The organism is Saccharicrinis sp. GN24d3, assembly GCF_052400645.1.
In the GTDB taxonomy this organism is placed as follows: Bacteria; Bacteroidota; Bacteroidia; order Bacteroidales; family Marinilabiliaceae; genus Saccharicrinis.
This window is the reverse complement of sequence record NZ_JBQTGI010000012.1, coordinates 106,431-122,546: the sequence shown is the minus strand read 5'-3', so window position 1 is coordinate 122,546 and position 16,116 is coordinate 106,431. Positions and strand designations below refer to the sequence as shown.

12 protein-coding genes are annotated in these 16,116 nt (G+C 40.9%); 9 read left to right on the top strand and 3 right to left on the bottom strand.

Going from position 1 to position 16,116, the window contains the following annotated elements; all coding sequences use genetic code 11:
• The first annotated feature begins 9 nt into the window (after positions 1–9).
• The 3 genes from ACT29I_RS15420 (at position 10) to glgP (ending at position 6,014) form a co-directional block, all read left to right on the top strand.
• Positions 10–1,317: a glycoside hydrolase family 57 protein gene (locus ACT29I_RS15420; protein WP_430933810.1), complete on the top strand. Its 1,308-nt coding sequence runs from the start codon at positions 10–12 to the stop codon at positions 1,315–1,317.
• A 45-nt stretch (positions 1,318–1,362) separates the two neighbouring features.
• Positions 1,363–1,674 (top strand): isoamylase early set domain-containing protein, encoded by a 312-nt coding sequence (locus ACT29I_RS15415; protein ID WP_430933809.1) that lies wholly within the window; start codon positions 1,363–1,365, stop codon positions 1,672–1,674.
• 110 nt (positions 1,675–1,784) lie between these two features.
• Entirely contained in the window at positions 1,785–6,014 is a 4,230-nt protein-coding gene (gene glgP / locus ACT29I_RS15410) for an alpha-glucan family phosphorylase (protein ID WP_444793886.1), read from the top strand.
• 415 nt (positions 6,015–6,429) lie between these two features.
• Here glgP and ACT29I_RS15405 read toward each other — a convergent pair whose 3' ends face one another.
• The 3 genes from ACT29I_RS15405 to ACT29I_RS15395 form a co-directional block, all read right to left on the bottom strand.
• Positions 6,430–6,627 (bottom strand): protease complex subunit PrcB family protein, encoded by a 198-nt coding sequence (locus tag ACT29I_RS15405; RefSeq protein WP_444793885.1) that lies wholly within the window; start codon positions 6,625–6,627, stop codon positions 6,430–6,432.
• Positions 6,628–6,958: 331 nt separating this feature from the next.
• Positions 6,959–7,435, bottom strand: a complete 477-nt coding sequence (locus tag ACT29I_RS15400) for a hypothetical protein (protein WP_444793884.1) — start codon at positions 7,433–7,435, stop codon at positions 6,959–6,961.
• 231 nt (positions 7,436–7,666) lie between these two features.
• On the bottom strand, positions 7,667–9,682 hold the full coding sequence (locus ACT29I_RS15395; RefSeq protein ID WP_444793883.1) for an alpha-amylase family glycosyl hydrolase: 2,016 nt from the start codon (positions 9,680–9,682) through the stop codon (positions 7,667–7,669).
• A gap of 349 nt (positions 9,683–10,031) precedes the next feature.
• Here ACT29I_RS15395 and ACT29I_RS15390 point away from each other — a divergent pair, with 349 nt between their 5' ends.
• The 6 genes from ACT29I_RS15390 to groL all read left to right on the top strand — a co-directional run bounded on the left by ACT29I_RS15390 (position 10,032) and on the right by groL (position 16,014).
• Positions 10,032–11,288 carry a sigma-54 interaction domain-containing protein gene (locus ACT29I_RS15390; protein WP_430933805.1) on the top strand — a complete coding sequence of 419 codons (1,257 nt, stop codon included), beginning with the start codon at positions 10,032–10,034 and terminating at the stop codon, positions 11,286–11,288.
• A gap of 94 nt (positions 11,289–11,382) precedes the next feature.
• A complete protein-coding gene (locus tag ACT29I_RS15385) occupies positions 11,383–11,883 on the top strand; it encodes an LptE family protein (protein ID WP_444793882.1) in 501 nt (166 codons plus the stop codon).
• Positions 11,884–11,922: 39 nt separating this feature from the next.
• Positions 11,923–12,837: a tetratricopeptide repeat protein gene (locus ACT29I_RS15380; protein ID WP_430933803.1), complete on the top strand. Its 915-nt coding sequence runs from the start codon at positions 11,923–11,925 to the stop codon at positions 12,835–12,837.
• Positions 12,838–12,858: 21 nt separating this feature from the next.
• Positions 12,859–13,218 carry a preprotein translocase subunit SecG gene (gene secG / locus ACT29I_RS15375; protein WP_430933802.1) on the top strand — a complete coding sequence of 120 codons (360 nt, stop codon included), beginning with the start codon at positions 12,859–12,861 and terminating at the stop codon, positions 13,216–13,218.
• Positions 13,219–14,062: 844 nt separating this feature from the next.
• Positions 14,063–14,341 carry a co-chaperone GroES gene (locus ACT29I_RS15370; protein WP_430933801.1) on the top strand — a complete coding sequence of 93 codons (279 nt, stop codon included), beginning with the start codon at positions 14,063–14,065 and terminating at the stop codon, positions 14,339–14,341.
• A gap of 29 nt (positions 14,342–14,370) precedes the next feature.
• Positions 14,371–16,014 carry a chaperonin GroEL gene (gene groL / locus ACT29I_RS15365; protein ID WP_430933800.1) on the top strand — a complete coding sequence of 548 codons (1,644 nt, stop codon included), beginning with the start codon at positions 14,371–14,373 and terminating at the stop codon, positions 16,012–16,014.
• Positions 16,015–16,116 lie beyond the last annotated feature (102 nt).

Here is a 16,116-nt window from a genome sequence, read left to right as displayed (position 1 = left end):
ACACATAATATGAAAACTATCTGTTTATATTTCCAGGTTCATCAGCCATTTCGTTTCCGTCGCTATAGATTTTTTGATATAGGTAACGACCATTATTATTATGATGACTATTCAAACGAGAGCATCCTACTGAAGATAGCCGAAAAAAGCTACCTGCCAACCAATGAGTTACTACTTAAACTTATTAAGGCAAATAAAGACAAGTTTAAAGTGGCCTTTTCGCTGTCGGGGATTGCCATCAAGCAATTTCAATTATATGCCCCGGAGGTTATTGAGAGTTTCCAAAAACTGGCTGCCACCGGCCAAGTGGAATTTTTGGCCGAAACCTATTGCCACTCACTGGTTGCCCTGAAGGACAAAAAGGAATTTGAGCGCCAGGTAAAACAGCATGGCGACATGATCAAAGAGCTTTTTGGCCAGAAACCTACCGTTTTTAGGAACACAGAGTTAATCTACTCCGACGACATGGGCGACATGGTATACAAAATGGGTTACAAGGCCATGCTTACCGAAGGAGCCAAGCATGTGTTAGGATGGAAAAGCCCTAACTACCTATATTGCAACAGCATCAATCCAAAACTAAAAGTTTTGCTTAAAAACTTTGTACTTAGCGATGATATTGCATTCCGTTTCGGAAACAAAGACTGGAACGAATGGCCCTTAACGCCCCAAAAGTATACCCAATGGCTGAAGGATGTTGATCCCAAAGCCGAAGTAATCAATTTGTTTATGGATTACGAAACCTTTGGTGAGCACCAATGGAAAGAAACCGGTATTTTTGAATTTCTGGAAGGATTGCCCGAAGAGATTCTTAAACACAAAGAATTATCTTTCTCTACACCTTCGGAAGTGGCGGACAACCTGCAACCGGTTTCGGCGATTAACGTCCCGTACCCTATTTCGTGGGCCGACGAAGAACGCGATCTTACTGCCTGGTTAGGAAACGAAATGCAGGAAGAAGCGTTTAATAAGTTATATGATTTGCTTCCTAAAATTAAGAAATGCGATGACGCAAAACTGAATGACGACTGGATTTACCTTCAGGCAAGTGATCACTTCTATTACATGTGTACCAAGTACTTCTCCGATGGGGATGTGCACGCTTATTTCAACCCGTATGAATCCCCTTATCAGGCATTTATCAATTACATGAATGTATTGAGCGATTTTACCCTGAGGCTGAATGCGGAAGTACCCGAAAATTCACAGGAAGAATCCATTTCGCACCTCACCAGTATCCTAAAAGAAAAAGAGGACAAGATTGCACAACTTGAGGCCAGTCTGAAAAAACTACGCGCCAAGAAAAAGAAAAAATAAAAAATACCTGTAAAAATTATTAGTAATCGATTAAATCGAGAAATTATGAGCATCAAAAAGCAGTTTTTAAAAAGTAAACCTGAATGTAAGGTTACATTTAAATTCGAGAAAAAACCAGACCTTACTCCAGAGTCTGTAAAAGTTGTTGGAGATTTTAATAATTGGGACAAAAACACAGAACCCATGAAACCATTGAAATCGGGTGATTTTACACAAACCATTAACCTTAACAGTGGTTCGCAGGTGCAATTCCGTTATTTGGTGAACGACAGCTTTTGGTTAAACGATGACCAAGCCGATGGTTTTATCGATGCCGGTATTGGCGACTCGGAAAAAAACAGTTTATTACAACTGTAATGTATTAATTATTGCTAAAGAGGATACCCCTTTAAATGGCTATCGAAGGGGTAACCTCTATTTTTTTTATACGGTTTGAAACCACATTTACTATTTTATCTATTGCAGAAATGAGTAACAACTATTTAAAACCCGACTATGTTTTTGAAACGAGCTGGGAAGTGTGTAATAAAATGGGCGGTATTCATACCGTTTTATCAACCAAAGCCTTAACCTTGGTTGAGCACTTCGGGGACAATATGATCTTCATTGGCCCCGATTTTTTAGGAGGCCCACAAAACAAAGAGTTTGAAGCGGACGACTCGCTTTTTCCTGAATGGAAAGAAATTTTAACCAAGGAAGGTCTGCGCGTCAGAATGGGAAGATGGAAGGTCGTAGGCCGCCCAATAGCACTCTTAATCGACTTTAGTACCTTTATACCACAAAAAAACGATATCCTGGCCCGATTTTGGGAGCTGTACAAAGTGGACTCAATTTCCGGACAGTGGGAATATATCGAATCAACGCTGTTCGGATATGCTGTGGGTAAAGTTATCGAAAGCTTTTACAAATGCTACCTGAACATTAACCATAAAGTTATCGCTCATTTTAACGAATGGATGACAGGAAGTGGAGCGCTATATTTAAAGAATGCACTTCCCCAGGTGGCTACAGTTTTTACCACACATGCAACGGTTGTTGGACGTTCTTTGGCAGGAAACGGAGCGCAATTATATGATCACCTGCACACCTTTAATGCAGACATATGCTCGCATGATCTTGGGGTTGCGGCCAAGCATTCGGTTGAAAAAAAATCCGCACAAAACGTTGACTGTTTTACAACAGTATCTGACATTACGGCCAAAGAATGTGCCCAATTTATGGAACGGAAAGTAGATGTTGTTACCCCCAATGGCTTCGAAAAAGATTTTGTTCCTCCCAAAGAAGAATTTGATAAAAAGCGAGCGAATGCCCGCAAGCAATTGAGAAAAGTATCGGAAGCATTGCTTGGATACAAACTGTCCGACAATGCCCTTTTTATCGCCAATAGCGGAAGGTATGAATACAGAAACAAAGGTATCGACGTTTTCCTGGATGGCTTAAAACACCTGAACGAAAAGGACGGTTTCCATCGCGAAAAAGTTGTTTTTATTTTGATCCCTGCCAACAACTACGGTGCACGTAAGGACTTAATTGCCAAACTCAACGGTGAAAGTACCGAAGAGCTCGAAAACCCATTTTTAACCCATGGCCTTAACGACCTGGGCTACGACCCTATCATCAACAAATTACAAGACATACACCTTAATAACGAAAAGGATGATACGGTTAAGTTAATTTTTGTACCCTCATACCTGAAAGGCAACGATGGCATTTTCAATTTGCCCTATTACGACATCCTTATCGGGATGGACCTAACAGTATTCCCGTCGTACTACGAACCTTGGGGCTATACACCACTGGAAAGTCTGGCTTTTAGTATACCTACCATCACAACTAACCTGGCCGGATTTGGAATTTGGGCCACACAATATTCCAGCAAAATAAAAGATGGTGTAGCCGTAATTGAACGTAACGACCACAACACAGAGGAAGCTGCTCATGAGATAGCCAGTACCATTGCTGAATTTGCCGCTAAATCGGAAACTGAAGTAGAGCAAATCAGGCAGAAAGCAAAAGATATCTCTTCAAAAGTTGATTGGGATATTTTAATGGAATACTATTTAAAGTCCTATGATTTGGCCCTGAACGCTGTCAAAAACCGTCAGGATCAGATTGGTGAAATCAAACAAGAAAAGCGTATCCGCATAAAACCCGAGAAATCGTCGCTCCCGGTTTGGAAAAAGCTGCTTGTAAAATCCAGGCTGCCTGAAAGAATTCAGACGTTAAGTGAACTGTCCCAAAATTTATGGTGGACCTGGAATTACCAGGCAACGGAGTTGTTTGAATCTATTGATAGGGAGGTATGGCTGAACTGTGGCAAAGACCCCATTAAATTACTGGAGCGCGTTAGTTACGATTATTTGTTGGAACTTTCCGAAAAAACCGACTTTGTTGAAGAGCTGGATAACGTGTATGCGATGTTCCGCCAATATATGGACAGGCCGGAGAAAATAGATCCATCAATTGCCTACTTCAGCATGGAGTATGGAATCAACGACACCCTAAAAATTTATTCGGGTGGCCTAGGCGTATTGGCAGGCGACTACTTAAAAGAAGCCAGTGACTCTAACGTCAACATGACTGCCATTGGTCTATTGTACAGGTATGGATATTTCCGCCAGTCGCTTAGCGTTCATGGCGACCAACAAGCCAATTTCGACAAGCAGGAATTTTCGACCCTTCCGTTGACCGAAGTAAAAAATGAAGACGGAACCCCTTTGGTACTAAAGATGTCTGCTCCCGGCAGAACTGTTTATGCTCGTGTTTGGCGCGCCGATGTGGGTAAAATCCCGTTGTACTTGCTCGATACCGACCACGAGTCAAACAGTGAGGGCGATCGTAATGTTACCCATAGTTTATATGGCGGGGATTGGGAAAACCGGTTGAAACAGGAAATATTATTAGGAATAGGCGGTATTCAATTGTTGGATACATTAGGCATTAAAACCAATCTTTTCCATTGTAACGAGGGACACGCAGCATTAATCAATGTTTCGCGCCTGATGAAATACATCAAAGCTAAATACTCATTCCCTGAAGCCATGGAATTGGTTAGAGCCTCTACCTTGTTTACAACCCATACGCCTGTTCCTGCAGGACATGATAAGTTCGACGAGGATTTAATCAGGGTATATTTCCGTCATATTCCTGAAAGGTTACAAATTTCGTGGGAAGAGTTTATGGCACTGGGTAGGGAAAACCCCAACGATGAGCATGAGAAATTCTCGATGAGTGTATTGGCTGTAAAAACATCGCAGCAAATAAACGGGGTTAGCTGGTTGCACGGAGAAGTTTCCAGAAACATGTTCCAAAACCTTTGGAAGGGATTCTTCCCCGAAGAGGTGCCCATTGGACATGTAACCAACGGAGTTCACTTCGGAACATGGACCTCGAGCGATTGGCAAAGGTTGTACGAGAAAAACTTTGACAACAAATTCAAATCTGACCTATCTAATAAAGATTATTGGCGACAAATTCAAAATGTAGCTGACGAGGATATCTGGAAAGTTAGGACCGGCCTTCGCACCAAGCTAATCGACTTTGTTAAAAACCGGATGGAGAAAAATATGTCGAGCAGTCATGCCGACCCGTCTCATATTCTCGAAGTTCTGGATTCCATGGACAACAACGCCTTAACCATTGGTTTTGCCAGAAGGTTTGCTACTTACAAACGCGCACACCTGTTGTTTACCGACGAAAAGCGTTTAGCTGAGATTGTGAACAACCCCGAAAAACCGGTTCAATTTATCTTTGCCGGAAAAGCGCACCCAGCCGATGGCGGTGGTCAGTCCTTGATTAAACATATTGTTGAAATATCTAAAAAACCCGAATTCCTGGGCAAGATTATTTTTCTTGAAAATTATGACATGGAATTGGCCAAAAGACTGGTTAGTGGTGTAGATATTTGGCTGAACACCCCTACCCGACCTCTTGAGGCTTCCGGTACCAGTGGAGAAAAAGCAGAGATGAACGGGGTGCTTAACTTTAGTGTATTGGACGGATGGTGGTACGAAGGTTACCGTGAAGGTGCCGGATGGGCCCTTTCCGACAAAAGAGTCTATGACAACCAGAACTTTCAGGATGAGCTGGATGCCGCCACTATCTACAGTATGTTAGAGAACGAGATTGTTCCTCTATTCTACGACAAAAACGAATATGGAATCTCCACGGAATGGGTTCAGTACATCAAAAACTCCATTTCGGAAATAGCGCCAACATATACTACCAAGCGTATGATGGACGATTATCTGGATCGTTTCTATTTGAAGATGGACAGCCACCTCAAAGAACTTGTATCTGATAATTGTAAGAAAGTTCATGATGTTACCAATTGGAAACGAAAGGTAAAATCCAACTGGAACGAAGTTGAAGTGGTAAAAATTGAGATGCCCGATATCTATGAGCGTCAATTGGGAATAGGCGATACCTATCAAATCAACCTGGTGATTGACTTAAAATCCCTTGAAGGAATTGATTTGTCGGTACAAGCAATTTTTGCGGATGTAAACGATGATGGGACAGCCAAGATGTTGAGCTTAGAGCAGTTTGTGCTTGAAAAGACCGAAGGTTCATTGCTTTATTATTCTTTGAACCACAAATTGAATATACCGGGTGTATACAACTACGGTATCCGAATGTTCCCGGTCAATAAAGAATTGTCCGTTCAAACTGATATGTGCTGTGTAAGATGGATCTAACAAATCGGTTCATTGGTCATTGGTCAGCTGGAACAAAGCGACATTCCGACGCATGAAATCTATTTCTGTTGGTATGTCGTAAGCGATGACAGATAATTAGACCAATAAATGGCGTAAATGTTGTGACTAATGTAAAAATATGCCCAACCGATAATATCGGTTGGGCTTTTAGCTAAGTTAACTCTAATCTATTAACGCCACCTTTTACAGACTGTATGAAAATTAGAATTATGGGTTTAGCATCCTCCAATTAATGCAAAAATGGATGGATGTGGAGCATCTTTCAACTTCAGTGATGAATACTACAAGTTATTCCTGTTTCCCTATGAAATTAACACTTGGGACAATGCCGATCGATTAACAATAGCGTTAAATATGAAATAAATCTAACGCTAACATCATAGACGAATCGGGATTACCCGTTGAAGACTATCTCTTTATCTGTGCTATTAATTTTTGAGATGAAAAATGGCTGGGTTATGACCGTGGGAGCGACTCTTTTGGGAGAATCTTTCTTTATTATTGCTTCAATGGAATTATTGGTTTCAACTAATCGTTCAACTTTAATTGTATAACCTCCGGTTACTTTAATTTCTTCAATAACAGCAAGCACAACATATTTAGTAAAGTCTATTTCTATCTCAGAAAAACGTTCACTTACATTATTGGTAGTATTAATCTTATCTAAAAGATTTTCCCATTCGTTTGAATTATGAATAACCAGGTTAACTTAAGAAATCATTTCACTGCCATTTACTTATAAGTTCCCTGTTCCAATTACAAATTGCTCAACCTACTCCAAATCACCAGAATCGTTTCCACAGCAATTTAGTCCAACAAGACTTGCCTGAACAAGTATCAATTTTATAGTTTTTGTTGCTTGTTCCATATTGTATTAATTTTTTGCGTATGTCTTAAGTACAATGAAGCTAGGTCAACCTATGTTATCGATGATGTTCATTGTCATCTTTTATGACTTCAACCACTTTGATATCCTTGTTATACGGCATCGGAACAACAATATGGTATTTCGCACCTGCGGCTACCGCAGAATTATCAGTTAAAAAGGTCACCGTGTAAACAAGTTCTTCATTGTTTGCCTCCACTTTTTCATGTAACAAAGATGCTCCCGCAGCAAAACTTTTGCTTCCCAGAATTATGATATATTCAGAAAAATCGATTTGAGGCAGGCAATCAGTAGTAATATATTTTTCCAGTTCTTCTTGTGAGTTTATGATATAATAATTGTTGGTGTGCCCCATCTTCAAGTGCCATATGTGATGCTCACAACCAAAGTCGGCAAACTTGTAAAACTCAGCAGGTATTAATACGTCTTCTTCCAGGTATTCCTTTTGACAACCTGCTCCCATTAAAACAGGCAACAGCAAAAAAGACAAGATTTTGAATATGGTATGTTGCATGACGTTTGATGATAAGCTACGATAATTAGACCATTAAAATGTCAAAAGGTTGCGTGCATTCACTATTTCACTTGAATTTTCTAATAAAAAACAAAGCCCAACCGCATAAATCGGCCAGGCTTCGTTTAAGAATTAACAATTGAATGTTTAATTTTTATATAATGGCAATCCTCTCTGTCGACATTTTTTTTAATTCGTCAATATTCGTGTTTATTCGAGCCAATTCGTGGATTAATGAACCCGCTTTGGCGGGATACGCTCCATCACAAATGCAGTGCGAGCCGGAATATATAATTTCAATTGATATTGATCCTGATTATATGGCATTCGGTGCGCAAAATAAGTCAGGGACTCATCCACATTTCCATATCCGCCAAACTCGGGATTGTCGGTACTGAGTACAATCTTGTATTTACCGGCATCCGTAAAAATTCCGTAATCGGTATATGAGTTTGTGGGAGAGAAATTGAAAATAAAATAAAAGCCCCCCCTTTTAAAGCACATCAGCTGATCTGCTTCGTTAATGTTTATCCCATAACAAGGCTCATTGTTTACCAGGTAGCCCGACTTGGCCTTATCTATCATGGCCTTATCGAAATTAGATAAAAATTTGAACTTGAGATCGGGATTCTCCATCAATCCCCACTGACGACGGGCATACTTGTGCGACCATCCATTGCCTTCTCTTGGAAAGTCGATCCACTCGGGATGGCCGAACTCATTACCCATAAAATTCAGGTATCCTCCATATGCAGTCGACAGGGTTGCCAAGCGAATCATTTTATGCAATGCCAGTCCCCGGTCAATAACCAAGCTTTCCGAGGCCAGGTTCATCTTGTCATACATTTCCTTATCAACCAGGCGGAAGATAATGGTTTTATCCCCCACCAAAGCCTGATCGTGCGATTCGGCATACGAAACAGTTTTTTCGCCGAAACGATGCTGGGACAATTCGTGGAATATCTGTCCCACATTCCAATGCTCGTCACTCTTTTCTTTGATCATCTTAATCCAGAAATCGGGCACTCCCATCGACAGCCGATAATTAAAACCCAAACCTCCGTTTTCAATAGTATCGGCCAAACCGGGCATGCCGCTCATATCTTCGGCAACCGTAATGGCATTGGGGTTAATATGATGAATCAATTGGTTGGCTAGTGTAAGATAGGTAATCGCGTCCATATCCTCGGTTCCATTATAATAATCGGCATAGGACGAAAAAGCATATTCCAGCCCATGATGAACGTACAACATACTGGTTACGCCATCAAAACGGAATCCATCAAAATGGAATTCCTCAATCCAGTAACGACAGTTGGAAAGCAAAAACTGAAGCACCTCCGTTTTACCGTAATTAAAACACTTACTGTCCCAAGCCGGATGCTCTCCTTTGCCTCCATCGTGGAAATATTGATATACGGTTCCATCGAAACGACCTAAGCCCTCCACCTCATTTTTTACGGCATGTGAATGCACAATGTCCATAATAACAGCAATACCGTTTTTGTGTGCCTCATTGATTAAATCCTTAAGTTCTTCCGGCGTTCCAAAGCGAGAAGAAACCGCAAAAAAGTTGGATACGTGGTAACCAAAACTACCATAATACGGATGCTCCTGAATGGCCATTAGCTGAATGGTGGTATATCCGGCCTTGATAATTTTTGGCAACACATTATTTTTGAACTCTGTATATGAACTTACCTTTTCTTCTTCCGATGACATGCCCACATGCCCCTCGTATATCAGCAAAGGGTTTACCTGAGGTTTGAAATCCCCGTCCTCCCATTTAAATTCTTCCTCGGGCTGCCAGACCTGGGCGCTGAATATTTTAGTTTGATCATCCTGAACTACCCGCTGTATATGCGAAGGCAAACGCAGTCCGTCACCTCCTTCCCAAAAAACATGAAGCTTGAACAAATCGCCGTGCTTTAACACTGATTTAGGGATATAAATTTCCCAATTGCCATTATCCTTTTTCTCAAACCGATATCTGTCATCACATTTCCACTGGCTAAAATCACCAATCAAAAATATTTGGGTAGCGTTGGGCGCCCATTCCCGCAAACGGTAGGTATCTCCTTCGGGGTGCAAGCCATAATAATCAAACCCTCCGGCCATCTGATACAAATCGCCAAATATGCCGTTTAAATAATTAAGTTTATTCCGATAATGGGAAATCCTACCTTTAATTGGTTCTTCAAATGGTTGTAACCAAGGGTCGTTTTTTACAAAAATTGGTGTTTCCATATTAAAATGATAAGGTATAGTTTCTTGTTTTTGAAAATGGATCTAAATATTTGGAAAGTCTTTCGCTTATTTGCGACAATCATTAGCTGACATCCCTATTAAACAAATCGTTTTATGCCAGTTTTATGCTAAAACTTATTTGTTAGATACTAATATAGCAACAGTATTTGGCATACCATCTATAATTTTAGAAAATTTGATGGTTTATTAACCTCAATTTTTGTTTTGAGAATTGTAACTTTGTCAGGGTATACTGAAAAAATTTCATGCTCGCATTAGAATATCGCATGCATCACATTAGTAAACAATGATTTACCAAGCCCATACTAGAACCAGTAACACATAAAACATGGATATACAGCAAATAAAACAACGATTTGGAATTATTGGGAATTCTTTTGGCTTAAACCGTGCCATTGATATTGCTGTACAAGTGGCACCTACCGATTTATCAGTCCTGATAACAGGGGAAAGCGGAACAGGCAAGGAAGTCTTCCCTAAAATAATTCATCAATTCAGCTCAAGGAAGCATGGCCCTTATTTTGCCGTTAACTGCGGTGCTATCCCGGAAGGGACCATCGATTCAGAACTTTTTGGCCACGAAAAAGGAGCCTTTACAGGTGCTTTGTCGGATAGGAAAGGATATTTTGAAGAAGCCGACAACGGAACTATATTTTTAGATGAGATAGGCGAGTTACCCTTGGCCACTCAAGTACGATTACTAAGGGTGTTGGAAGCCGGCGAGTTCATGAAGGTAGGCTCATCCAAGGTATTAAAAACCAATGTTCGCGTGGTAGCAGCCACCAATGTAATGATGGAGAAAGCGATTCGGGAAGATAAATTCCGCGAAGACTTGTTTTATCGCTTAAGCAGCGTGCCCATTACCATTCCTCCGCTCAGAGAGAGGTCTGATGATATTAATTTATTATTCCGTAAGTTTGCCCACGATTTTGCGGACAGATACCGTATGCCAGCCATCAAGCTTCAACCTGAAGCACGAGAAATCATTAGCCGATACCGTTGGCCCGGAAATATCCGCCAGTTAAAGAACATTACCGAACAGATCTCCGTGATTGAGGAAAACAGGGAAATAAACGGTGATACCATGCGCAATTATATCCCCTACAACAGTGGAGACAACTTGCCTGCCGTGATGGATTCTCCCGCGGGTGGCGATGCATCTTTTGCCAATGAAAGAGAGATTCTTTACAAAGTTCTCTTTGACATGAAAAAGGATATGGGTGATTTAAAAAAACTCGTTCTTGAGGTAATACAGCAAGATGGAACTATCAACGTTCAGGGTGAACATGCACACATCATCAAAAAATTATACGATCAGGATTCTGACTTTGCAAACACCCCGGCTTCTCGACCCGAAACTCCGGTAATCATTAAAAAACCTTCCCAGACCGGCAATATTCACGAAGGGATTGAAGATACCGAAGAATTTGTTGAAGAATCATTATCGCTGGAAGACAAAGAAATAGAACTTATAAAGAAAGCGTTGGATAAATATAATGGCAAGCGCAAATATGCGGCACAAGAATTGGGGATATCGGAACGTACACTTTATCGTAAAATAAAAGAATATAACATTACCAACTAACCGGTATTGCCCATTCATGCATTTTTGTGAAAACAACTTGGCTAATTGGTATTTACACAACTATTATTCGTTAAATAAAAAACTCCAGTCAAAAATGAAACATATTATAACGTATTTAGTATTGTTTATGGGGCTTTCGGCATGTTCCGTAAACCTCACATTAAACGGGGCGTCGGTGCCTGATAACCTAAAAACCTTTACGGTTCAATATTTCGAGAACAGGGCTCCTTTGATTAACCCGACGCTAAGCCAGACTTTTACCGAAGAATTGAAAGACAGAATCACGAGCGAATCGAGATTGGTGTTGGAATCGCAAAACGGGGATATTGATTTTTCAGGGGAGATTACAGGTTACAGCATTCGCCCGATGGCCATTCAGGCAGATGCTGTTTCGGCAGAAACCCGACTAACCGTGACCGTTAAGGTAAGATATAGAAACTTTAAAGACCCTAAGGACAACTGGGAATCGCAGTTTAAAGCCTACGAGGATTATTCGAGCGACCAAAACATCACCGACATTGAAGACGAATTGGTTGCGTTGATTATTGAGCAAATAACAGAGGATATTTTTAACAAAGCTTTTTCTGACTGGTAGAAAAAATAAACTTTCGTGAACTATTGAAAGTGTTAACACATGAACAAAACCCAATTTGCTGAAATATTAAAGAATCCCGAGTCCCTGTCCGAGGATACTCTTGCGGGAATTAGGGAGATTATTGAAGAATATCCCTTTTTTCAGATAGGTAGAATGTTGTGGTTAAAAAACCTGCACAAGCTGGATAAGATTAAATATAACAGCGAATTAAAAATCTCGGCGGCATACATTGCAGACCGTACCAAACTTTTTCAGCTTATAAATAATATAGGCAAGCCCATTCCGGAAGCGCCCCATTCGGAAACAGTGGAGAACACCTCCGATCAAGAGTCTCCTATTCAGGAAACTGCCGAAGAGGCGAAAGTGAATGTTGAGGAACATAAAACGTCGGTAACCGTTACGGATAATTACTTGAACGCGTCGGATGATTTATCTGACGACGAAAGTTCTATCTATGATTTTGCTCCCAAGCTGAAGCTTCAGGAAGAAAAAGAAAACGAAATTCAAGATATTGTTCTTCCTGCCGCGGACCTGTTGGATTACGAAATGACTTCTTCGTCTAGTTATTCGTTGCCTGATCTGAAAGATGTTGAAGAAGTCGATTCCGGAGACAACCGCTCCTTTTCGGATTGGTTGCACATCATGCATTACTCGACCTCTCCCCAAAAGGAAGAAAAGCCTAGACCAAAGAATAGAGGCATGGATTTAATCGACAACTTTTTGAATTCCAACCCTCAAATAATTCCGGATCCCGCAAAAAAACCGAAAAATGTGGATCTGGGAGAGGATAGCACCCACACTCAGGATGATATTTTAACGGAAACGCTGGCCGAAATTCATATCAAACAGGGAAACAAAAACAAAGCGATTGCAATTTTCGAAAAATTACGCTTGAAATATCCTGAAAAAAGTGTTTACTTTGCACGTCGAATTAAGGAGTTAAAAGAAAATTAAATTTTAAATAACAAATAAGATATGTATCCAGTTGTATCTGTGCTAGTGATTGTGGTAAGTATATTATTAATACTTATTGTTTTGGTTCAGGATTCTAAAGGTGGAGGTTTAGCATCTAACTTTTCCGCGTCGAACCAAATTATGGGAGTAAGAAAAACCACCGACTTTTTAGGAAAAGCAACTTGGTATTTGGCAGGTGGACTTTTGGTTTTATCGCTTGTAGCCGTAATGGTTATTAAAGAACCGGGCGTTGCTTCCGGCGATAGCGAATTAGACGAGAAACTAAATCAGATAGCGCCAACGCAGACAGAGCTACCTAGCTTCCCTGCTGCAGGAAACGATGCAGCAACTACGGAAGAAAACAACGGTTCGCAAGAGTAAGCCGAGTTTAGCAAAAGATATTTAAGTGCCGGTATGCAAATGTCATATCGGCATTTTTTTGTTATATCGCATGCACCCCTTGACAGGGTTTGGGACCATGTTGTACTGTTGATTCAGGATTCAATCCGTATTATTCATCCTCCCATAAAAAAAATGAATATGGTTTTCTGTCCCGTTTATTGCCAATATTTTTGTCCCATAGCCTGTAAGGCACCTGTAATGCACTTAAGCAGTTCATGTTCCTATGCCTTTTGAATTGAAGCTTCCCTATTTAAAATAGCAAATATGTTTTGAATAAATTGAGGTTACATTAATAATTCACCGTAACAATATCAACCCCATATTTTCTTTTTCAACAATGTTTACCTCATTCAACCCGCAATATGCATTAGAAATGCGGTTACACAAAGAACTCCATTAACAATTGAAGCGGATACATCGCAGGTTACGACGCTGTTTTTTTTGCAAAACTTTGAAAAGAATTGTGTGGTGAAATAATTTCATAATCTGAACTCTGCCCGAGGAGTAATAAGGATAACCTGTTCCGCACACTTGCTGAAGCCCCATCCGACAGGAACGAATGCATTCTCAAGTAAAGTTGTATTGCAAAGGGTAACGGCCATAAAAATACGATTCACCAGGCGACCCATATTACAACACTTTATGTCTTGCAGAAAGTCAACTAATGGTGTCATCCCGCGTGTGGGATGTCAGCCCTTGTCAGTGCGATTATGCAATTATGTCAGTCTGATGCTGTAAAAAAGGCTCAAAACTCAATTGGCACAGTTTATGAAAAAAACAAAACGCAATAAAAAAACAGTTTAACTTTTAAATCATTTACAATATGTCACAAGTACAAGGAAAGATTCTAGCCGGAAAAATTTTGGTTAAGCCCCAGGCGGCAGAAACAAAGACAGCAAGTGGAATCATTATTCCTGATTCAGCTAAAGAAAAGCCTCTTCAAGGTGAGGTTATTTTGGTAGGTGCTGAAAAAGCAGATGAGAAAATGGAAGTTGCCGTGGGCGATGTTGTTCTTTACGGAAAATATGCCGGAACAGAATTGAACATCGAAGGTACCGACTACCTTTTGATTTCTCAATCAGACGTATTATTCATTAAATAATTAAGTAACTAGTTAAAGCTTAAAACAAAATGGCTAAAGAAATTAAATTCAATATTGAAGCTCGCGATCTATTAAAAGGCGGAATTGACGAGTTAGCAAACGCAGTAAAAGTAACCTTAGGGCCTAAAGGGAGAAACGTAATCATCGATAAAAAATTTGGCGCTCCATCTATCACCAAAGATGGTGTTTCTGTGGCTAAGGAAATTGAGTTGAAGGACCCTTATGCCAACATGGGTGCGCAAATGGTAAAAGAGGTGGCTTCGAAAACTGCTGACAACGCAGGTGACGGAACAACAACGGCTACCGTTTTGGCTCAGTCGATTGTAAGTGTTGGTTTAAAGAACGTAACTGCCGGTGCCAACCCAATGGAACTGAAAGCGGGTATCGACAAGGCTGTAAAGGCTGTTAAAGAAAGTATTGCGGCTCAGTCGCAAGAAATTGGTGACCATACGGAGAAAATTGAGCAGGTGGCTAAAATTTCTGCAAACAACGATGCAGAAATCGGCCGTTTGATTGCCGAGGCAATGGAAAAAGTAGGTCAGGAAGGAGTTATCACCGTTGAAGAAGCCAAAGGTATTGAAACTACTGTTGAGGTGGTTGAGGGTATGCAGTTCGACAGAGGATATATTTCTCCTTACTTTGTTACCAACACCGAAAAGATGGAAGCCGAGTTGGAGAATCCTTATATCTTGATCCACGACAAGAAAATCTCCACTATGAAGGACCTTCTTCCTGTATTGGAAGCAACCGCTCAAACAGGTCGTCCTTTGTTAATTATTGCCGAAGATATTGACGGTGAAGCGTTGGCTACCTTAGTGGTAAACCGCTTACGTGGCTCGTTAAAAGTGGCTGCAGTTAAAGCGCCCGGTTTTGGCGACAGAAGAAAGGAGATTTTGCAAGATATCGCTGTTCTAACCAACGGTACTTTAATTACTGAAGAAGTTGGTTTATCCCTTGAGCAGGCTACCATAGAGATGCTGGGTGAAGCTGAAAAAGCAACGCTTGATAAAGAAAACACGACTATTGTTAACGGTGCCGGTGCCAAAGAAGTAATTGGTGAAAGAACCGAGCAGATCAAGTCACAAATTGCCAACACTACTTCTGAATACGACAGAGAGAAATTACAGGAGCGTTTGGCAAAATTAGCCGGTGGTGTTGCCGTATTGTATGTTGGTGCTGCTTCTGAAATGGAAATGAAGGAGAAGAAAGACCGCGTTGATGATGCCTTAAGTGCAACACGTGCTGCGGTTGAAGAAGGAATTGTACCCGGGGGTGGGGTTGCTTTTGTTCGTGCTATTGATGCGCTGGAAGGTATCAAAGGCGAGACCGAAGATGAAAACACCGGCATCGAAATCGTAAAAAGAGCTATCGAGGAGCCACTACGTCAGATCGTTACGAATGCCGGTAAAGAAGGTGCAGTAATTGTTCAGAAGGTAAAAGATGGAAAAGGTGACTTTGGTTACAATGCCCGTATCCATGAGTACCAGAACTTTTTTGCTACCGGTGTTATTGACCCTGCTAAAGTAACCCGTATTGCTCTTGAAAACGCTGCTTCTATCGCCGGTATGTTCCTAACTACCGAGTGTGTAATTGTAGACATTCCAGAGGATGAGCCTGCAATGCCTGCCGGAGGTATGGGCGGAATGGGCGGAGGTATGCCCGGAATGATGTAACAGCCATTAAACATTGACAATTCGCTGCCATACCCATAGATATGGCGCAAAACGATTCCGAAGTAAAATAAATAAAAGGTAGCGGGATTGCACCTTATTAAA